This is a genomic window from Thermodesulfobacteriota bacterium (genome assembly GCA_036397855.1).
Classification (GTDB): domain Bacteria; phylum Desulfobacterota_D; class UBA1144; order Nemesobacterales; family CSP1-2; genus DASWID01.
Genome location: DASWID010000005.1, coordinates 1 through 21,676, shown reverse-complemented (window position 1 = coordinate 21,676; position 21,676 = coordinate 1). Strand labels below are relative to the sequence as shown.

Sequence of the window (21,676 nt, the reverse complement as noted above, 5' to 3'; positions counted from 1 at the left end):
CAAATTCCAAGTGCCAATTCACAAACTTCGAGTTTTATGCTTGTTGGGATTTGTGATTTGATAATTGGGGCTTATTAATTAAAGAATGTCTTCTCAGGAATTTGGTGAGTCACCTGTAATCATTGTTGGGCACGGTTCCGTAGGAATTGTCAAAACCGAGACATATACATTTGCACATCCGCCCAAAAAATTCACTTTGGAAAACGGCCAGGAGCTCGGGCCGATCACCATCGCCTATGAGACCTACGGTGAGTTAAATGAAAATCGAGATAATGTGATACTAATAGAACATGCACTCACTGCGAGTGCGCATGCTGCAGGAAAGCATAGCGAAGAAGACAAATATCCTGGATGGTGGGATGTGATGATTGGCCCGGGCAAAGCATTCGATACGAGTAAATACTTTGTTATTTGCGCAAATATTCTGGGTAGCTGCTACGGCACCACCGGTCCCTCTTCAATTAACCCCGAAACGGGAAAACCATATGGATTATCCTTTCCATTGGTTACGATAAGCGATATGGTTCGCACACAGAGGGAGCTCATAGATCATCTGGAAATTAAAGGCATCCGTGCGATTACCGGGGGATCAATGGGTGGAATGCAGGCAATCGAGTGGGCACTGCTTTATCCACAACTGGTCGATTCAATAATCCTGATAGCAACCGCCGCGAGGTCAACGCCACAGTCTATAGCGATGCATAAGGTGGGACTACGGGCTATTATGGATGATCCGAACTGGGACGGTGGGAATTACTATGGTAAAGAGCCTCCGAATAAAGGTCTTGCTATCGCAAGAATGCTGGGACATATAACCTACCTTAGCGACAGATTGTTGTGGGAGAAGTTCGGCAGAAGTCACAATGACCCAAGCACAATGAAGGTTAGATTGGACAGCAAATTTGAAATCGAAAATTACCTGTTATATCAGGGGAGCAAGTTCGTGCAAAGGTTTGATGCCAATAGCTATATCTATCTTATGCGTTCTATAGATTTGTATGATGCTGCAGAAGGATGTAACAGTCTTGAAGAATCCTTTAAAAGGGTAGGTTCTCTAAAGGCGTTTGTGGCCTGGTTTACCTCTGACTGGCTCTATCCCTCATACCAGTCGGTAGAGTTGGTGGAGGCATTTAGGACAAATGATGTTTGCGTTGTCAATCACGAGATCGATGCACCCTATGGCCATGATTCGTTCCTCATTGAACATGAGAAGCTTACACCCTTAATTAAAGATTTTTTGAATTCTTTATGAATCATATATTTAATCGGGACAGGAATGTCCCGTCTATCGATAGATGGGGTTTTCTAACCCCACTGAAGATTTCTTTATATATTTGGAACGATAGTTAACCTGGTAGACCAGCAGTCACTTCGAATTAATCCAGGGCAGGCTTTCTGGTGAGAATTATGTTTCACGAGCTTGTGTCTTACGAGAAGTTTGGGGCCGTTCCCCGAACAGGCATTAGTGTTAGGACTGATGTGGGGATCAGTCCCTTCTATATTTCAAGGATACACCTCGTCTTTTATGCCCCTTAAGGGAATAAAATTCTCCTCCCCATCTGATGGGGAGGATTAAGGTGGGGGTAATTTCTCTATGTCTTGCCCCTGTCCCTGTAACGATGAATTAATACATCTTATAAAAATTATGGTTAAATATTAAGCATGAAACTCGGAATTGCCCTCAGTGGCGGTGGGGCTAAGGGATTTGCCCACATAGGTGTCCTAAGCGTTTTGCAAAACGCAGGAATTGAATTTAGTGCTGTCTCTGGGACTAGCATGGGCGCGTTCGTCGGTGCCTTTTATGCTGCTGACAAACTAGGGGATTTACAACAAGGTGCGGTTGGAATTAAACTCAGAGACATCCCACTGCTTTTAAGTCCTACTCTGTCGAAAAAGGGTTTTATGAGCGGCAAAAAGATAATAAAATTTTTGAAAGAATCCTTAGAGAAGAAGAACATAGGGGAGTTAAATAAAAAATATGCTGCTGTATGTGTTGATCTGAATAATGGAGAGGTCGTCACCTTTACCGATGGTGATCTTATATCAGCAGTCCGCGCAAGCATTGCAATTCCTGGCCTTTTTATTCCTGTTGTGTTTAATAATAGGCTCCTCGTTGATGGAGGAATATTAGAACCTCTTCCGGTTCGAGCAGTTAGAGAGCTTGGTTCAGATTTTGTTGTTGGTGTGGACGTTATTACTGGATCAATAGATCATTCTATAGTTCACAAGAAAAAGAATAATTCGGACTCAATGAGCGTTAACTCAGGTTTTAATTCGATTTTTGAGATCATTAAGTCATTTGCAAAAGGTGATAAAAATAAATTAATGGATGAAAAAAATATCAAATATGTTTTCGATAAATTGAGTGTTGTTAGTATCTTAAAGAGAAGTATATTATTAAATCAGAAGCAACTGATAAGCCATGTTCTGGAGCGTTTTCCCGTAGACTTTCTGATAACACCGGATCTTACCGGCGTGGGTGTATCAGATTTTCATCGAGCCGAGCACATCATAGAGATCGGCAAGGACGAGGCTGAAAAGATTAAAAGGGAATTAAAGGATATAATAAGTAAAGTTCATCTTAAAAAATCATTTAGTTCTTCTGAAAATTGATCACGTAACAATTCTTAATTGTTCAGGAAGTATTGTTTTCGTCTCAGAGCGCCATTCGACTATTAAAAGAATCCAGACAGGCACAAATTCAATCCACACAACAAGGTAATTAAAATAAGCGAGCATCCCTCTGGGTTCTAAATAGTAGCGAAGATAATAAAGAGGGAGAACTAGAGTGAGCAACAGCAGAGATGGTCGTGGGGCTACTGCCAGAAAAGGAAGCATCCAGGAGTAGTACCATGGATACTGAGTGGGAATGAGTAGAAATACTGCGGCTATTATCAAAAGAGATTTCTCGAAAAGCTCTTTTGGCTCATTAATATCTTGAGAACTGACATAAGAAATCCATGCTATTATGAGGATAAAAACTAGTATCCTTGCGATAAATTGCCCGTCGCCCGGGTGTTTTCCCAGCATTTCCAAAATCAATTGAGAACCCCAGACGAGTATTTTGAATATTGAATCGTTATTCTGCCAGCTCTGTCCAAAAGCCAGTAATCCGGAACTTTCATTAATGCCAGTCGTGTAGTAAGGAATCATTAAAGGAACGAGGATTAAGAAGAACAGTCCTATTGCAGACAGTAACAGTTTAGGTTTCTTTGTTAAGGGTCGAAGGACCAGGGGAATGAGTACCATCGGCCACAATTTCACACCAATTGATAATGTTAAAAGAACCACTGACCAGAGGTAATTTTTTCTCAGACTTAGAAGCAGGGCTCCCAAAACAAAAGGAAAGGCAATGACATCCAGGTGTCCCGAATTAAATGTTTCCTTAACCAGCAGGGGGTTCCACCAGTATACCAATACGGCCGAATTTGGAAGATTTAGGGTTCGGAGAATCTTAAGGAGAAGAATTAATGTAATGATATCAAAGAATAGGAGAACTATCCTCCATGAGAGGACGCTCCAGGGTTTTAGCCAATGAGCTATTACAAAGGCCGATTGTGCAATTGGCGGATATATGGTTTTGAGTTGCGGATGGTTGATTTGATGAATGATCTCTCCTGATTCCTTGGCAAGATTTTTAAGAGCGAATGGAATAGCTTTTGCACCGTTACCATTGAGTATTTGCTCAGGTGAGTACTCATAAGGACTATACACCTTTGACGTTACTGCTCCATCCCATAGATATCTGAAATAATCATCTTCAAGAATCGGTGTCGAAAATATGGTTACTATACGAAGCGCTAATCCTAGAGTAATAGTGAAAATAAGAAGTCCTTTTGAAGAAATTAAATTGGCAGACCGGTAGGAAATAACAAAATATGTTATTCCAGAGAAAATCATCAACGAGACGAGCAAAATCACAGGGTGTTTTATAAGGGGCGTATCTAAGGCAAAACGAGGTGAGATCAGGGTTATGACAGTTGTTGCAACTATCAGTAAAATGCCACCCAATCCCAATAGCCATTTTGCTTTACCGATTAAGAAGGATCTCACCCATGATTTTACAAGCACGTTACAAATAAACCATGATTGAAATCCTTTTCCAGTCTTACTCAAATAACCAGCGCTTTAGCGGTCTCGCTACTTTTATGACTTGGCATAGGTCATGTCTGTGATAAGCTAATAGGTAAAAGTGGAAGAGGTGGTGTTAAATTTTGAGCAAAGTAAGGACTATTGAAGAAGCTGCTTCTCTTGTCTCAGACGGAGACAGGTTGGCAATGGGGGGTCTTCTCCTCCAGCGCATTCCCTCTGCATTTGCAAGGGAGCTTGCTCGTCAGGGGAAGAAGAATCTTAAAGTAATGAAAACCGCTGCAAATTATGATTTTGATCTTCTTTGTTTTGCGGATTGCGTAGAAGAGGTGGCAGCGGGTTTTGTAAGCTTTGAGGCAGAATTTGGCCTTGCGCCAAACTTCCGTCGTTGTGTTGAAGAGGGAAGAGTCAGATTTAATGAAAATTCTTGTTACACTGTGATCTCGAGTCTCAGGGCTGCTGCGTTCGGCGTCCCTTTTATGCCTATTGCTAATCTCGGTGAAAGTTATCTGGTTAAAAAATTTAAGACCGTTAATAACCCGTATGGAAATGAAGAAATCCTGACGGTACCTGCTGTTTATCCGGATTGGGCAGTGCTTCATGTGCAGAAAGCCGATGAAGATGGGAATGCCATAATATATGGGCCTGTTTTTGAGGATGTAATAATGTCACGAGCAGCGAAAAAGATAATTCTTACTACAGAGAAAATAGTTTCCGCAGATGAGATTGAAAGGGAAGGTGATCTTGCCGTTATGCCAGGCTTCAAAGTAGCAGCCGTCGTTGAGGTTTCAAATGGTTCGCAGCCGGGCTCGTGCTACCCTTATTATGACTATTCCTCAGAACGTGTTAGAAGATACTTGTCAATAAAGGATCGAGATGCCCTGAATCAATACCTGGATGAATTCAGACCTTAAAAATGGCGTCATTGCTGTAGGTGTTAGATATTTCGTGGACAGTCTGTTAGATCTTAAATGGGCATTCAAAAAATTGCCAAAATCAATTCCGAAAGCGTCAAAAAAAGATTTGGGGTTGTGGTTGGATTAAATATTTTTAGCTGAAGGAATTGATTTAATAATTCCTAATTTTTTGTCAGCCCTTGATTTTTGTTTCTTTGTATCAAGACAAAGAAAAAAGAAATTAAACAATGGATCCCCGATAGAAACATTCGAGGATGACGGATAGTAAATTTTCACGAAATTTATAAGTTTTTGGATTTTGTCCACGAAATATATAACATCTACAGAAATCACAGATGGGTGGGTTGGCACTTAGGCTTGTTCTCTGAATTACACCTCTGTTACTGGCCTATTTTCTGCTCTAATTCTCTGATCCTATTCTCTAAGTCTCTAAACCTTCGTTCATAATCTTCTTTAGTTGCCATTTTTTCAACCAGTTCTTTTATGGCATTGGCTAGCATTTCAAATTTTGAGTTCATGTCATCATGCAAGAATTGTATATCTTTTTTTAACTCTTCTTGCCCTACGTCAAGTTTTGAATGGCCTTTTTTGAGTTCCGCCTGACCTTCTTCGAGTTTGTAATAACCCTCTTTGAGTTCTACCTGTCCTTCCTCTAACCTGGTGAAGCTTTCTAATGCTCTTTTTTGAAATTCTTTTTTATCCACTTTAGCGACCCTTAATGTTCTTTTGCTTAAATTATAACCCCAAATATGATGAATAATAAGTCCCTAAGGGATTGCTTCGAGATAAATCGCGTCGCAAAGAGTTAGAGTCAGGGTTTGATTTTTTGATAAGGCGATTGCCAAATCCTCGTAGACTCCACGCTTATCCACTTATCTCATCCCACTCTTTCCAATTTTCATCAACTTTTGCATATAGCATGTAATCCATTTCGAATGATTTCGGATTTTCATCCCAAGACTTGAATCTCTCAAATAACGCTTTTATTTTCGGCTTTACCAAAGAGGGTTCGAATTCCAGATAATTATTTGCGAATGCACCCAGTGGAAAGAAAAGTTCGTAGAAAAGGAGTTGCTTCATCTCTAAGTCGGAGTAAGAAATAAAACCTGTTCTGACAAACCCGAAACCCAGTCCAAAGGAATAGGCGACGTCTTTACTGAGCCCTAGTTTTTCACCGGCACTCGATACTAGTATTGTAACCACCGAAAAAGCTTCCGGTGACGCATAACCGTATTTTGGGAAATTTTCGTACATACTAACTGTTTTTCCTATCAGGATCTCTTCTTGACCCCGTACCCGTGAGGAATTCGCAAGGTCCTCAAATTTGAATTCACCTATGTCGCCACAATTATCGAAATAGAGTCTTAAAGTGTCCCATTCTTTTTTCAGTACTTGTTTGGCTAATCCGATCATTTAAACCTCCTATATCGATTTATAAAAAATGCTCAAATTTCGTTTATGATTATTTTGGAATTTTTATATTGATTATAGGGAAGGAAAATTAATTCTTTATGAAAACGGTGTAAGGATTTAGCGAAGACCCGCGATTACTAAATACATCTAGATGTATCTATCCCCAGGCATTTCGAAGCTCATCTTAAAAGGTGATTCGGGATAGAATGGTTTAAGCTTGTCTCCCAAGTTTTTTTCCTGGATCAGTACCTTGAATTTGTCGCCCATAAGTTCTGGTAAAAATAGATTTTTAATGGCCAAAATATGTTTTTGCTCTGACGTCTTAGAAGATTTATCTTTACTTGAGTATCTTTCAACGATGTCCAATATCCCCCAGTCGATTAAGAATTGTCCCTGAGTTATGTACTTAAACGTATTTAAACCAACTGATTCGCCAACTCTTATGAGATTTGAAAAATCGACATGGGCTGTGATATCTTGCTCACCGATATGCGTAAGGGGATCATCATTCGCACTGTGTTTGTATAGGCACTTAGACGTGCCTGTCATTCTGGTGGGATTGAATAATTCAGGGGCAAGAAAGCCATAATCAATAGTAAGGACAAATCCTCTAGTTATAACTCTGCTTACATCACTCAGCCATTTCCCAGCATTAAGGTTTATCTCAACCTCTTGGCCTTCTCTGAATTCAATATCGTACCTATCAATGTAGTTTTTGAGTTCAATAATGCTTAAACTGTCGAGGATTTCTGTGAACTGGTCGTTTACAAGACCGACATATATCTCTTGGAAATTGTCTTTTATGTACTTTAGGCGGTGAAACGGAAATGAGTCTAAGAGTTCATTTGAGATAAAAACTCCGGCAACTTCTTCGTCCTCTATTTCTGAAATCGAGTTAAGGAATTTGATTTTACGTATATGGTCTTTCAGTATACTCTTTTCTTCTTCCACTAGGGTAGGACTAATTTCCACCATCAAGTAATTGAGGTTGCTATAGAATTCAGGTTGATCTCTCTTTATTGAATCTAGTACATCTAGGGCTAAGTATCCCTTACCGGCACCCATTTCTACTATTGTGAATTCTTGAATGTCTAGGGTTTTGTAAACTTTGTAAATAAATCTGCCAATGATTTCACCAAATGCCGGATGCACACATGGGCTCGTATAGTAATCTCCTTCCTTACCTATTCTAGTCCTATCTGAGCTGTAGTATCCATATCCTTGATGGTATAAAGCCAGTTGCATAAATTTTGCAAACGTAATCGGCCCACTCATCCTTATTCGATCCTTGATTATTTGAATTAGTTCATTCATGTCATAATTTAGAAGAAATCCGTTCGAAATATATTACATTTAAAAATTGTTGATATCTTATTTTAAAATTATACTGAGATGCGAGAAGAATGACTGAATATAAATTTAAAGGCCATAATAAACTTTTCGGCTCAACACTCTAATTTATTTACGGTTTGAAAATAAATATATTGAAAAACAGAGGAATTTTAACAATACTTTAACATTACCTTGTTATATCTTACATAGAGGATTATGTGAAAGTCTATGTTAGCTCAAAAAGTGGCATCAATAAAAAAAACTGTATCCAATTTTAATATGCTCCTGGCGGCGTACCGTTGGAAATTACGTTTGTTTAAGCCGAAGATAGTGGTCTTTTATGAGAATGAGCACTTCATTATAAAGTCTGTTGAAAATGCCCATGAGTTAGAACAAGCATTAAACCTCAGGTACGAGGTCTTTTACAGAGAGGTTCTGAACAAAAGGGCAAGGCTCCAAATAGACGTTGATGGTTTTGATTTCATATGCGATCACTTAATCATAATTGACAAGAAAACCGAAAACGTAATTGGGACTTATAGGTTCATTTCATCTACTTATTCGGATCGGTTTTATTCAGAAACCGAGTTTGATATTGATAATATAAAAATAGCTAAGGGTAATAAGCTTGAACTTGGCCGGGCGTGTGTACACAGAGACTTCAGAAGCGGGGCGGTTATTAACCTTCTGTGGAGGGGAGTGTCGGAGTACATGAAAAAGGTTGAATCGAAGTATCTATTTGGTTGTTCTAGCATACACACTACAAATGGGTTCGATATAGGACTTGTATATAAGTACTTTAAGACGCTAAACTATGCGCCCGATGAGTTACGAGTTTATCCCAACGATGAATACAGATTAAAACGTTTTGATATGTATTTAGATACGATTGGAGATATAAACGGACAGGAGGATAAAATCAAAAATTTGATTCCAACCCTTCTTAAAAGCTACATAAGAATGGGTTCAAAGGTTTGTGGTGAGCCTGCTCTTGATTGTAAATTTAGATGTGCCGATTTCTTTACGATTTTGGACCTTGAGCAGTTAAATTTATCGTTTGTGAAGAAATATAAGACTCGGGAAAGCTTAGAGCCATAACAATTAAAAATCCTTATTATTTCAATATCATTTAATGCTTTTCTAGTTATATCCAATAGTATTTAAAAGTTGTTCATATAACGGCGTATATCTAGAGCTATTAAATTTGTATCAATATTAAGCAATTTGTACGATATCAAAATTTTTTAGACAAAACTGTAGATGTTTAGGAAGTATATAAGAATCATTGCAGTTTTTTTTATTGTTGTATCTTTCCTCATTATTTCTTTCATTGCAGACAAGCTGATTGGAAATAGTAGGAGAAAATTGCTGTTTTTTTCTAAAAACGCCTCTTTTCATACAAGGCTCCTACTCTTCGCATTTGGTGTAAAGGTTAAGTATAGGAATATTGATAATCTATCCACAAAGGAAAAAAACTTTCTGATCGTTTCCAATCATCTTTCATATATTGATGTATTCATAATTTTTTCACTTGTACCGTCTGTATTTGTGGCAAATTCTGAATTGAATGATGAATTTTTATTAGGGACCCTAACGAGGTATGCAGGTGCAGTATTTGTTGAAAGGAGGAATAGAACAAAGCTGTCGGAGGAGATTGATTTGATATCAGATCTATTAAATGATGGATTTAATGTAGTGCTTTTCCCTGAAGGAACGACATCAAATGGGGATGGGATTTTACCATTTAAGAATCCTTTCATAACTGCTGCAATGAGGTCGGTTGTTGATATAGTCCCTGTTTGTGTAAAATACAGGAGGATCGATGGTGAAGACATTAACTCGACAAATCGTGACGACATTTACTATTACGGCGACGCTAAGTTCTTCGATCATGCCTTGAGACTTTTATCACATAAATCAGTGGATGCAGAGATGTTAGAGCTTGAGAAAATAGAGGTAAAACCAGAACATACAAGAAAGGAACTATCAAATCTGGCTTATAAGATAATAAGTTCTGCATATTTATCAAGCTAGAATTCCTTGAAGTAATTTTTCTATACTTTGAATTTATAGATTAAACCTTTCTTTATACCACGAGGCTTTTTACAGATAATAGAAGCTCTTTGATGGAAGGGAGTCTATGTAGTCCACTTTTGTGTTTTTATAATGGTGTATGCCGTTTGAATTCTTGCTCTCAATACAGGGGTAAGTTAATATAAAGGCTTTTTTAAGGAGAAACACACATGAATGTGAAATGGGCAAAGAGGATAGAAGAGCTACCTCCTTACCTTTTTGCCGAAATAGATCAAAGAATTAATGAGTTGAAGTCTAAGGGGGTGGACGTTATAGATCTGGGGATTGGCGATCCTGATATACCGACACCTGCCAACATCATTGAAGCATTGAAAGCTGCTGCGGATGATCCAGAGAATCATAGATATCCCTCATATGTGGGAATGCTTTCATATAGGGAGGCGGTTTCGCACTGGTATGGCAAGAGGTTCGGCGTTAAGCTTGATCCCCAATCGGAAGCATTGACCCTCATCGGTTCAAAGGAGGGTCTTGCCCATGCTCCGCTTGCTTTTATTGATCCTGGAGATATCGTGTTAGTTCCCAACCCAGGGTATCCGGTATACAGAGTTGCGACAACTTTTGCCGGCGGCATACCATATGATATGCCATTGCTCAAGGAGAATAACTTCCTACCTGATCTGGATTCTATTCCAGAAGATGTACGTAGAAAGGCGAGAATTATGTTCTTAAATTATCCAAATAACCCTACCACTGCAGTTACTGACAAGGATTTTTTCAAGAAGGTTGTGGATTTTGCGACTAAACATGAGATTCTAGTCTGTCATGATGCAGCGTATACTGAGATTGCTTTCGATGGTCTTACACCTCCGAGTTTTTTACAAGTTGATGGCGCCCAAGAAATTGGAATTGAATTCCACTCACTTTCTAAAACGTTCAATATGACAGGTTGGAGAATTGGATTTTGTGTTGGGAATAAAAAAGCCATCGCGGGCCTGGGTAAGATAAAGACCAATATAGATTCAGGGGTGTTTCAGGGTATTCAGTATGCGGGGATCGAGGCACTAAACAATTACACTCTAGGAATCGAGGAAAGAAGAAAGACCTATGAGGAAAGAAGAGACATTTTCTGCAAGGGTTTGGAAGAAGTCGGTTTGAATTACTATCCACCAAAGGCAACTTTTTATGTTTGGTTTGAGGTGCCAGAAGGGGTATCCTCAAAGGATTACGCATCGAAGATTCTGACGGAAACGGGCATTGTAGTTACACCTGGAAACGGCTTTGGGAATTACGGAGAGGGTTATATCCGCGTGTCAATCACCATAGCTAAGGAAAGACTAATTGAGGCTGTTGAAAGATTAAAAGATGTAAAATTGTAGAACCGTAAAACTATGGAATCCGTATAATTAACCTAGCGAATGTGGAAAACCTTGTTTTAGTTTCTAAAATCGTTATAACCCCAATATATTTGATCTGCCTTTTTCTTCTATGTGGCTTTGGACTTCATAGATACTATTTAACCTGCCTATTTAACAGATACAAAAACATAATTCCAAAGCCGAAGACTTACTTTAAGCGGTTGCCGAAAGTCACGATACAGCTCCCTATTTACAACGAGCAGTACGTAGTTGAAAGAATAATCAAATCTGTTTGCGAGATTGATTATCCTAAGGAACTGATGGAAATACAGGTTCTCGATGACTCAACTGATCAAACGATGGATATTGCAAATACCACTGTCGAGAAATTCAGGTCAGTCGGTTTTAATATTCATTATATTCACAGGGATAGCAGAGTTGGTTTCAAGGCCGGTGCCTTGAGCGAAGGGTTGCTAAGAGCTCAAGGCGATTATATCGCCATTTTCGACGCTGATTTTATTCCACCACGGGATTTTTTTAAGGAGACTATAAATTTTTTTACTGATCCAAAAGTCGGGATAGTTCAAGTAAGATGGGCGCACTTGAATCTCAACTATTCCACACTTACAAGAGCACAATCCATTCTGCTTGACGGTCACTTTTTGATAGAGCAGGCTTCAAGGTTTTACGGAGGGATGTTTTTTAACTTTAATGGGACGGCTGGGGTTTTGAGGAAAGAATGTATAGAATCTGTCGGTGGATGGCAACATGACACATTAACTGAAGATTTAGATCTTAGCTACAGGGCACAGCTTGAGGGATGGGGGTTGATCTATCTTAAGGATATGATTGCAAAAGCTGAACTCCCGGTCGATATGAATGCGTTTAAGTTACAGCAACATCGCTGGGCGAAGGGTGGGATTCAAACTGCGAAGAAACTGTTGCCTCGGGTTTTCAGGTCAAAGGAACTGTCTCTAAACGTAAAAATGGAGGCCGCTATTCATCTTCTCGGGAACTTTTCTTATATCCTTCTCCTGCTACTGATCGTTCTTATGGCTCCGATGGCTTATTTCTGGCGATCTTATGGCTGGGAAAATATTATATTCTTAAATTTAATTGGCGTGTCTTCGGGTACGTTGAGCATTGTAAGATTTTATCTGATTGCTGTGAAAGAAATTCATAAAGATGAATGGACAAAATATGTAAAGTATATACCCCTTTCCTTGGCTATAGGTACCGGTCTTTCTATAAATAATTCAAAAGCGGTCTTCGAAGCACTTTTGGGTAAAAGCTCAGATTTCAGAAGAACTCCAAAATTTGCCGTGACAGATGAAGATCGAAATTGGCGTGAGGGGACTTATAAGACTGCAAAGGAACTAACTACTGTAATAGAATTAGGGCTGGGTGTTATTTTCGTCATTCTAACGTTTTATGCTGTTTCGATGGGTTACATTGGATGGGTCCCTTTTCTTATTTTGATTCAACTCGGTTTTATTTATACATCGGTCCTGTCGATATTACACAGTTTGCGAGGCAAGACCGTCTGATTGTCAATTTTTTTCTGGCGAACTTTGATCGATGGAGGTATTTATAAGATTTTCTAATAAATAGAATTAATTATCGTCTTATACGCCCTTCAAAAAAAAGTACTTGACAAAATTGCTGTCGCATTGTAAATAATTTATGTGAAGCCATGACTGACTAGTCAGTTCAGTACCGTGGGGAAATGATGGCAAAAGCTAGAAAGACAATCAGAAATAAACTTGGGGCAATGGGTTATCCTTCGAAGAGGGAAGTCCGGAGAGAGCAGATTCTTAAAATAGCTTCCGAGTTATTTTCCGAGAAAAGCTATCATGACGTGACCGTGGACGAAATTGCAGATGCAGTCGGTGTTGCAAAAGGCACGATATATCTTTATTTTCCATCTAAAGAAAAGCTATATCTTGAAATCTTAGAAAATAGCTTTGAGGCTATTGAGTCTCTTCTAGAGAGAGAGATAGCGAAGAGTGATTCTGCACCAGTGAAGCTGAAAAAGATTTTAAGCTTAATTTTCGAATTTTATCGCATAAATTTGGATGTGCTTCGTATTTTAAGCAGGGATGAAACACATCTCATACGTGAGCATTTCGAGTTCACTGAGCATTGGAGGTTAAGAAGAATCAAACTGTATGAAAAAATCCTCGAAAGAGGCCAAAAAGAAGGTTCATTTCGCCCACTGAACACAACACTAACAGCTTTAATAATCTTTGGTCTAGTTAGGTCTGTAATGTTTTTTTATAAAACTGATGAGTCTGCAAAGGAAATAGCGGAAGATGTGTTTTCGGCTATTTCAGAGGGCATCCTTGCTCCTGACGAGCAAGACCCTTAAGAGCGATGGATGTGGAGAGTAAAGAAGAGTTAAAATATTCAAAATAAAATATTCATAAATAGGAGGTATAGCCTTATGACAATGCGATATCCATTCAGTAAGAGGGTAAATCACTTTGTCCCACCCAAACAGTGGGCCAGCATGAGGGTCGCGAAGGAGGTTGAAAAAAATACTGGCAAAAGGGTGATACACTTTGAAAAAGGGGATTATCAGGGGCCGGACTTTATCACACCAGATTTTATGATCGAAGAAACAACGAGGGCGCTAAAGGAGGGTTATGTGAGGTACGATCCCGGTCCGGGTCTTGCAGAGCTTAGAGAGGTCATTGCAGAAGAGATGACGAGAAGGGGAAGGAAGACAAGTGCAGATGAGGTTATAGTCACTGCTGGCGCTAAACAGTCTCTTAATATGTCTCTACTTACTTTCCTCGAAGACGGGGACGAGGTGGTATTTCCGAATCCGGGTTATCCACCAGATGAGGTTTGGGCAAAATACGCCGGGGCCCATATCAAACATACACCTCTAACTAAACCTGACTGGCAGTTTGATGTTGGAAAACTTGAGCATATGATAACACCAAAGACCAAACTTTTGATAATTAACACCCCCCAAAGACCAAACGGTCATCTGGTAGAGAATCCTGAGGAAATAGCAGAGATGTGTTTTAGGCACAAGCAAGTTATGGTAATTTCCGATGAGATATTTTCGCACATAGTTTACGATGGGAAGAGGCACATATCTATTTCCTCAGTTCCTGGGATGGAGGAGAGGACTATAGTTATTGATACGTTTTCCAAGACCTATGCGATGACGGGATGGAGAATCGGATGGACAGTTGCACCGAGGCCTGTTATAGAGAAGCTCTCTATATTTCTTCAAGACACCATCACAAACGTTGCCGCCTTTATTCAGAGAGCTGCATATGCCGCTATGACTGGCCCTCACGAGTGGGTTGAGGAAAAGAGGAAGCTCTTGCAAAAGAAGCGCGACATGATGGTAGCTGGTTTAAATTCAATACCAGGAATTGAGTGTGATACTCCATCTGGTGCATTTTACGCTTTTCCCGATATCACGGGTACTGGATTAACCTCCCAGGAATTCACAACCAGTTTGATAGAGGACTCTGGTGTTGCTGTTGTAGCGGGGACTGCTTTCGGAACGCAGGGAGAAGGTTATGTGAGAGTAACCTATGCAACCTCCGATGAAGACATAGATGAGGGAATAAAGAGGATGAAAAACGCCAAGCTCAAAGCAGCATAGGGTAGGTTATAAACGGTCGCATATAGAGAAATTAGGGGGAGCAATTGTATTCTCTATTCTGTAGCAATGTAATTACAAAATAGATCAAAAATTGTTCGCATCTTTATCTGGGCGTGTATTGTATAGCAACTCTTAGACAATTTGATAAACTTTCTCATGCCCCACCGTCCATGGCGTGATGTTTGATCGTGTTTCCGCTTGCGATAAAATAAGTATCTTCGGCTATATTTGTAGCCAGGTCAGCTACCCTTTCAAGGTCTCTGGCAATAAGTATCAAATGAAGTGCGGGATCAATAGTCGTTGGGTCAGAAATCATAAACGTTAAGAGCTCCCTGGTTATTTGTGTTTCCAGGGCGTCTACCTCGTCATCCATTTTGCAAACCTCAATCGCACGTTCAGCGTTTTTATTCACAAATGAATCAAGGCTTTCTTTGAGCATCTCAATAGATTTCTCTGCCATCCTTGGTATGTCTATCAGGGGTTTGACAGTTGGTTTATCGGCAAGATAGATGACTTTCTCAGATATGTTCACAGCGTGATCACCGATCCTTTCAAGATCTCCGTTGATTTTCATGATCATTGTGACGGTCCTGAGGTCACCTGCTTCTGGTTGATAAAGAGCGAGTATCTTTAAGCACTGTTTGTCGATCTCTATTTCCACCTTATTTACCTTTTCATCGCTCCTAATAACCTCTTCTGCCAAAATCATATTCTTTTGTTTTAATGCGAGGATGCTTTTTGCGATCATTTCTTCGACTAATGAGGCCATTTCAAGGAGTGTCTTTTTAAGATTGTTTAACTCATCTTGAAACTTTATCATACCGTTCCTCCAGAGAAAATCGCTAAAGTATATTCCATGTTAAGTGATAGATAACGATTGTTTATACTGTAATTTCATTTTAAATATTCATATAGAATTATTATACGTTATTATCAATTTCATGTTTAAAGGCTTTCTCAATCCTGTTGATTAAGGTTCAACCAAATTTTCCCGATACGTAGTCTTCAGTCTGTTTATTCGAAGGCTTAAGGAATATGTTTTCGGTCTTATCGTACTCTATTATCTTCCCCAAATACATAAATGCAGTAAAATCTGAAACACGAGCGGCTTGCTGCATATTATGAGTCACAATTATAATGGTATAGTTCGTTTTGAGCTCTGTTATTAGATCTTCAATCTTCCCGGTAGCTATGGGGTCTAAGGCCGAGCAAGGTTCATCCATTAATAATACCTCCGGTTCAACCGCAATGGCCCTAGCGATACAGAGCCGCTGTTGTTGTCCTCCGGAAATTCCCAAGGCGCTTTCTTTCAATCTATCTTTAACTTCTTCCCATAAAGCTGCTCCACGTAAACTCTTTTCAACAATTTCGTCCAATAATGAGTTTTTATTTATTCCTGAAATTCTGGCGCCATAAGCGACATTTTCATAAATCGATTTAGGAAAAGGGTTTGATTTTTGAAATACCATTCCCACTCTTTTCCGGAGTTCAGTTATGTCTACCATGGGATCGTAGATCTCCTGTCCGTTTAATCTGATATTTCCATCTATTGTTACACCATCAACAAGGTCATTGAGACGGTTGAAGCAGCGAAGTAGTGTGGATTTACCGCATCCCGACGGTCCTATGAATGCGGTAGCATGGTTTCTAGCTATATCTAGAGTTATATCAATTAAGGCAGGATTACCGCTATATTTTAGACTTAAATTTTCAACTTCGAGTAACGGATCTGGAATGTTGACGTCTTGACTAAGCTTATCTTCCGGTTCTTTTTCGTTGTCGTATTGTTCACGGTCTTGCTGAAATGATTGATCCATTGCTTCAGTATTAGTTGAGTCTTTTATTATATTACTATGTTCGGTTGCAGTTTTCACTATTTCCTCCGAAGAATTAGGTTTAAGGTCCTTTTTGGTATTAAATTTATCACACCCCTGACGTAGCGTATTTTTTCTTCAAACGGTTTCTTATGATTATTGCGGCTAAGTTCAATACAACAACAATTACGATGAGTAGAAGCGTTGTCATATAAACCATCGGTTTGGCTGCTTCTACGTTTGGAGATTGAAATCCTACGTCATATATGTGAAATCCAAGATGCATGAACTTTCTCTCTAGATGAATGAATGGGAAATGACTATCTAAAGGGAGATCGGGTGCAAGTTTAACGACTCCAGTTATCATCAACGGAGCTACTTCTCCCGTAGCGCGCGCGACTGCCAGTATTAATCCGGTGAGGATTGCCGGTAAAGCACTTGGGATAATTACCTTCCACGTTGTTTCAAATTTAGTAGCGCCTAAAGCGAGAGACCCCTCTTTGATTTCCCTTGGAACAGCTTCAAGTCCCTCTTCGGTGGCTACTATAACAACAGGTACCGTGAGGAGGGCAAGTGTCAGCGACGCCCATAAAATTCCTCCCGTGCCGAATGTGGGAGTTGGAAGAGCTTCCCTGTAAAAGACGTCATCAATGAATCCTCCGATGCCATAGATAAAAAACCCGACCGCGAAGACTCCAAACACTATTGAAGGCACTCCTGCCAGATTGTTGACACAAATCCTGACAATCCTTACGAGAAGGCCCTGTTTTGCGTATTCCCTCAAATATAATGCGGCCAGTACCCCGAAGGGTAAAACCACTATACTCATAATGAGTACCATCATTACCGTTCCGAATATTGCGGGGAAAACCCCACCTTCGGTATTCGCTTCTCTTGGATCAGCAGAAACAAACTCCCATAACCTTGATTTGTAGATAAGAGCTTTATCAAACCATGTCATTGTATTTGGACGATAGGCTCGGACAATTGAACCAACAGAGAATTGTTTTTCCCTACCATCGATAGTCGAGACTATTATCTGAACATCGTTTAGTTCCTCATTTAGAGCTGTAAGTTCGGATTCCTCGTTCTGGTAGAGCTTATTCTGCTCATCGATTTGGTTATTGAGAGCTTTGATCTGAGATTGGTTGCTTTTCCCTTCGAGTTCAAGCTCTTTGATTTCAAGCCTGAGTTTTTCAATTTGTAGGTTTATGTCTCCAATGTTTTCTTTCTCAATTTTTCTGATCCGCTTATATATACCCTTGGCTTGGATTATGTACGTTTGTATAACAGCCCATGATTCCTCATTTCCTTCTGCGACGGTTACATTGTTCTCTTTAATTTCTTTTATAAAACCATACATGTTTCCCCATTCTCGTCTTTCAATAAGACCGGCAAACTTAGGATAAGTTGTTTCCTTTATATTATTGTTTTCTATCCATTTGAAATCTAAGCCGTACATGTCTCTATTCCCAATTTTTACAAGTATTCTATATTTTGCTGGTGTCCCAAGCGGTTCGTCAGGCTGTGGTATCTTTTCGCTGGACGTTATTTGGCCAAGATATTTTGTTCCATCCTTCAATACTATTTCTGCTATGTCAGATGGCCAGAAGAAGCCGAGTCCTTTAGCCATAATAAGATACAGAAGCCCTGCTATCATCAGAAGGCTAAACATTACGGCGACGCCAGTGAGCCATACAAATGGATCTCCGCTTTTCCACATTTTTCTCATAGCTGCCCGTATTTCCTTCTGAGTCTCTGCCTGACTAATTCGGCAGCGGTATTCACAATGAAGGTGACGAGGAAAAGGAGAAGGGCTGCAAGAAATAATACCCTGTAAAGAGTACCTCCTAACGGCGCCTCAGGTATTTCAACCGCTATATTCGCAGATAGGGCCCTGAATCCGTTGAAGATACTCCAATCCATCAGTGGTGTATTCCCGGTAGCCATCAGCACGATCATCGTTTCACCTACTGCCCTTCCGAGCCCTATCATCACGGCAGAAAATATTCCCGCACTTGCAGTCGGTAAAATAACCTTTACAGCGGTTTGCCACCTGTTGGCTCCTAGTGCGAAAGAACCGGCTGTAAGATTCTTAGGTACGCTGGATAATGCATCTTCCGAGATGGTGAAGATAATTGGGATGACTGCAAATCCCATTGCGAACCCAACAATTAATGCATTTCTTTGATCATATTGTAAACCTAGCACGTTATACAACCACCCTTTGTAATCTCCACCTAAGAGTAGGTTTTCCATCGGTGCATTAAGCCAGAGACTTATAAACACCCCTAGGATTATTATTGGAATAAGGAGGAAAAGCTCAGTGCCGTCCATAAATCTTCCCTTGAGTGATTTAGGAGCATATTGCCAGACAAAAACGCTTAACAGGGTAAGGATAGTAATGACTAGCGGCATCAAAAAAACAGCGGGCACAATCTTCTCGATATGGGGAGCTAACCAGAGGCCGGCAAAGAATCCTAAAACGACACTTGGTAAGGCTGCCATGATCTCAATAACAGGTTTTATAGTGTTCCTGAGAGATGGATGCATGAATTGTGACACACAAATTGCTCCGAGTATTGATAAAGGTATTGCAAAGAAAAGTGCGTAGAATGCTCCTTTTAATGTTCCGAAGGCAAGAGGGGTCAGACTAAACTTGGGTTCGAAATCATCTGTTCCTCCCGTTGATTGCCATACATATTCCGGCTTAGAATAGCCCTCGTACCAAACTTTACCAAAAAGCGTTTTAAGAGTCGTTTCAGGATGAGGAACATCTATACGCCAGTTGTACAATTTTCCCTTCTGGTCTATTGCGAGAAAGCCATTGGCCTTTGGGGAAAACGATAGCGCATTAATTTTCTCTTTGTCAGCATTTAATTGTAGTAATTTTTGTACAGAGGTTGCATGGTATAAGACTATCTCGCCTTCTTGATCCGCCGCCAGAAAGACCCTATTTCTTGCAGAGGGTGAGATAGCGGTAATTGGAATTTCCAGTGAATCTAAGACGTGGATTTTCTTAAGCCTTTTCCCTTTTGGCGAAGTTGGATCCTCTACCTGGAACCAAACGGAGACATCTCCTGCCTCGTCACCAACTATTAATGAACGGTCTCCTAGGAGGGAGGCGAGTGCCGTTATTGCCGTATTTGAATTGCCGGTTGCATCCACAATATCCACTAACTCAGGATTACTTCTATCAGTTATATCCCAATGAAATAGCTTTCCTTCTTCTGTTCCTACGTATAGGTTATCCAACGCATTGTCAAGCTCCATAGTTGTGACTTTGTCACCAGCTAGGTTTGGCGTTAGATCCTGTAAATGTTGCTCTTTCTCGCTATCTCCTAATAGTGAAGTACTTTCCTCTTGCGAGAATAGTAGTAGCTTCTGATCTGAAGTAACAGCCGCGGCTCCAATGGCTTCATCATTTTTTTCCTGAAAGGCTACTTTCGTTAAGGGAAGAGTACTTATTTGTATAGGTTCCTCTTCAATAACCCTGGGATCAATTATTCTTTTTCCATCATCTGTGAATCTTACGTCGAAATTAACTTTAACAGGCAATATGTAACCGTCCTCTGTTCCCAATGCATATATTCGGTTGATAGAAGACACGAAAACGGAGAGTACCTTCTGTCCTTCTATTTTCGATAATGGTAGGTCGTTAATTGTTTTCCCGTCTTTCAAGGACAAGAAGTGAATATGCCCGTCTCTTGTTATCATAAATCCAACTTCACGGTACTCATCTGCGCCTGTTGCCAGGAATGGGAACTCTGATGTCGAAGGCGAATAGTCTAGAAAGTAAGAGGCGAGTCCGGGCGATTCACTGAGGACATATGTGCCAACAAGCTCGGACCTTACGCTTTTCCAGAGTGGGACTACCTCGAGCGCAATGAAGACGAGTATGGCCAGTATACTGAGTACGATTCCAATACCGCCGGCTGTTACGACAATGCGTCCAATAAGATCAGCAAGTCGCCTGCGTTTGAGTCCTGCTGACTTCGAGGCGGCTTGTTGATCTTTTCTGTCATCTTTCGTTACCTTGGGTCTCGTTTGTGCGGACATGAATTAGCTTAAATCATAGCAGATTCTGAAGGTACTATTGAATCCTTGCAAGCTCTTTTGCCGCGATCTTTCCCGGAAGTGGGTCGTATCCATCCTTAACCACTACTTCCTGACCTCCTTTGGACAGTATGAATTTTATGAATTCCTCACGCAGCGGATCGAGGGGTTTGTTTGGGTTTTTGTTGACATATAAATATAGAAATCTTCCGAGAGGATAGGAATTATTCAGTACGTTTTCCAGATTCGGTTCTGCGCACTGCCCGCCCTTTTTTGAAAGTGGTACTGCTCGGACTCCCGAAGTTTTATATCCGATGCCACTGTAACCTATTGCGAATCGGTCTTCCGCAACTCCCTGGACAACCGAAGCGGATCCCGGCTGCTCCTTTACCGTGTCTTTGTAATCGCCTTTGCAGAGTGCGTGCTCCTTGAAATAACCGTAGGTACCGGAGGCCGAATTCCTGCCAAACATACCTATGGGACGATCAGCCCAATCACCTTTTAGTCCGAGTTGACCCCAAGTTTTTATGTCTTCGGTGCCCCCGCATGTCCTCCCCTTCGAGAAAATTTCGTCGACCTGAACCATGCTTATGCATTCTATAGGATTATCTTTGTTGACATAAACTGCCAATGTGTCAATTGCTGTGCTGATCTGGGTCGGTTTATAACCAAACTTCTTTTCGAAGTCGTCGATTTCTGTACTCTTCATTTCACGGGACATGGGGCCGAATTGTGCGGTTCCCTCGATGAGCGCCGGCGGTGCGGTGCTTGATCCCTTTCCCTCTATCTGACATTTTACATTGGGGTAATTTTTACCGAACCCTTCACACCATAATGTCATGAGATTATTCATCGTGTCAGAGCCAATACTGCTGATATTGCCTGATACACCGCTTACCTTACCGTACGCTGGAATGTCAGGATCAACTTTTACCGCCTCCTGGGCAGTTACTGATGAAAGGTCTAGTATTAGAATGAACCCTAGAGTAGTAACCATGCAGCTTAAACGTTTAAAACATTTTGTCCATCTAGACATAA

18 protein-coding genes are annotated in these 21,676 nt (G+C 40.4%); 9 read left to right on the top strand and 9 right to left on the bottom strand.

From position 1 onward, the window contains the following. The first annotated feature begins 85 nt into the window (after positions 1–85). Together VGA95_00385 and VGA95_00380 are read left to right on the top strand one after the other, a co-directional pair. The gene (locus VGA95_00385) at positions 86–1,252 is read left to right on the top strand and encodes a homoserine O-acetyltransferase (GenBank protein HEX9665001.1); all 1,167 of its coding nucleotides are present in this window, start codon (positions 86–88) and stop codon (positions 1,250–1,252) included. 410 nt (positions 1,253–1,662) lie between these two features. Then, complete coding sequence (locus VGA95_00380; GenBank protein ID HEX9665000.1) at positions 1,663–2,613, top strand: patatin-like phospholipase family protein; 951 nt, start codon at positions 1,663–1,665, stop codon at positions 2,611–2,613. Here the strand turns inward: VGA95_00380 and VGA95_00375 are convergent, their stop codons facing one another. Beyond that, positions 2,614–4,053: a glycosyltransferase 87 family protein gene (locus VGA95_00375; GenBank protein ID HEX9664999.1), complete on the bottom strand. Its 1,440-nt coding sequence runs from the start codon at positions 4,051–4,053 to the stop codon at positions 2,614–2,616. A 161-nt stretch (positions 4,054–4,214) separates the two neighbouring features. Here VGA95_00375 and VGA95_00370 point away from each other — a divergent pair, with 161 nt between their 5' ends. Continuing rightward, a complete protein-coding gene (locus tag VGA95_00370; GenBank protein HEX9664998.1) occupies positions 4,215–5,003 on the top strand; it encodes a CoA-transferase in 789 nt (262 codons plus the stop codon). Between the two features lie 383 nt (positions 5,004–5,386). Here the strand turns inward: VGA95_00370 and VGA95_00365 are convergent, their stop codons facing one another. From VGA95_00365 to VGA95_00355, 3 genes are all read right to left on the bottom strand, one after another. Next, entirely contained in the window at positions 5,387–5,710 is a 324-nt protein-coding gene (locus VGA95_00365; protein HEX9664997.1) for a hypothetical protein, read from the bottom strand. A gap of 160 nt (positions 5,711–5,870) precedes the next feature. Further along, the gene (locus VGA95_00360) at positions 5,871–6,419 is read right to left on the bottom strand and encodes a hypothetical protein (protein HEX9664996.1); all 549 of its coding nucleotides are present in this window, start codon (positions 6,417–6,419) and stop codon (positions 5,871–5,873) included. 147 nt (positions 6,420–6,566) lie between these two features. Beyond that, positions 6,567–7,694: an SAM-dependent methyltransferase gene (locus tag VGA95_00355; GenBank protein ID HEX9664995.1), complete on the bottom strand. Its 1,128-nt coding sequence runs from the start codon at positions 7,692–7,694 to the stop codon at positions 6,567–6,569. A gap of 285 nt (positions 7,695–7,979) precedes the next feature. Between VGA95_00355 and VGA95_00350 the strand changes: the two genes are divergently transcribed. The 6 genes from VGA95_00350 (at position 7,980) to VGA95_00325 (ending at position 14,768) form a co-directional block, all read left to right on the top strand. Further along, positions 7,980–8,849: a GNAT family N-acyltransferase gene (locus VGA95_00350; GenBank protein HEX9664994.1), complete on the top strand. Its 870-nt coding sequence runs from the start codon at positions 7,980–7,982 to the stop codon at positions 8,847–8,849. Positions 8,850–9,011: 162 nt separating this feature from the next. Beyond that, entirely contained in the window at positions 9,012–9,785 is a 774-nt protein-coding gene (locus VGA95_00345) for a lysophospholipid acyltransferase family protein (protein ID HEX9664993.1), read from the top strand. A gap of 209 nt (positions 9,786–9,994) precedes the next feature. Beyond that, positions 9,995–11,161 carry an LL-diaminopimelate aminotransferase gene (locus VGA95_00340; protein HEX9664992.1) on the top strand — a complete coding sequence of 389 codons (1,167 nt, stop codon included), beginning with the start codon at positions 9,995–9,997 and terminating at the stop codon, positions 11,159–11,161. 200 nt (positions 11,162–11,361) lie between these two features. Continuing rightward, positions 11,362–12,687: a glycosyltransferase gene (locus tag VGA95_00335; protein HEX9664991.1), complete on the top strand. Its 1,326-nt coding sequence runs from the start codon at positions 11,362–11,364 to the stop codon at positions 12,685–12,687. A gap of 179 nt (positions 12,688–12,866) precedes the next feature. After that, positions 12,867–13,508, top strand: coding sequence for a TetR/AcrR family transcriptional regulator (locus VGA95_00330; GenBank protein ID HEX9664990.1), 642 nt, complete (start codon positions 12,867–12,869; stop codon positions 13,506–13,508). A 75-nt stretch (positions 13,509–13,583) separates the two neighbouring features. Beyond that, complete coding sequence (locus VGA95_00325; GenBank protein HEX9664989.1) at positions 13,584–14,768, top strand: aminotransferase class I/II-fold pyridoxal phosphate-dependent enzyme; 1,185 nt, start codon at positions 13,584–13,586, stop codon at positions 14,766–14,768. 154 nt (positions 14,769–14,922) lie between these two features. On the opposite strand, the gene phoU is transcribed toward VGA95_00325, so the two are convergent. The 5 genes from phoU to VGA95_00300 form a co-directional block, all read right to left on the bottom strand. Further along, complete coding sequence (gene phoU / locus VGA95_00320) at positions 14,923–15,588, bottom strand: phosphate signaling complex protein PhoU (GenBank protein ID HEX9664988.1); 666 nt, start codon at positions 15,586–15,588, stop codon at positions 14,923–14,925. Between the two features lie 157 nt (positions 15,589–15,745). After that, a complete protein-coding gene (gene pstB, locus VGA95_00315; protein HEX9664987.1) occupies positions 15,746–16,642 on the bottom strand; it encodes a phosphate ABC transporter ATP-binding protein PstB in 897 nt (298 codons plus the stop codon). 49 nt (positions 16,643–16,691) lie between these two features. Next, positions 16,692–18,314 carry a phosphate ABC transporter permease PstA gene (gene pstA, locus VGA95_00310; GenBank protein ID HEX9664986.1) on the bottom strand — a complete coding sequence of 541 codons (1,623 nt, stop codon included), beginning with the start codon at positions 18,312–18,314 and terminating at the stop codon, positions 16,692–16,694. After that, positions 18,311–20,641, bottom strand: a complete 2,331-nt coding sequence (locus VGA95_00305; GenBank protein HEX9664985.1) for an ABC transporter permease subunit — start codon at positions 20,639–20,641, stop codon at positions 18,311–18,313. Before VGA95_00305 ends, pstA begins: the two co-directional genes overlap by 4 nt. Positions 20,642–20,675: 34 nt before the next feature. Further along, a complete protein-coding gene (locus VGA95_00300; protein ID HEX9664984.1) occupies positions 20,676–21,635 on the bottom strand; it encodes a phosphate ABC transporter substrate-binding protein PstS family protein in 960 nt (319 codons plus the stop codon). Positions 21,636–21,676: the final 41 nt, after the last annotated feature.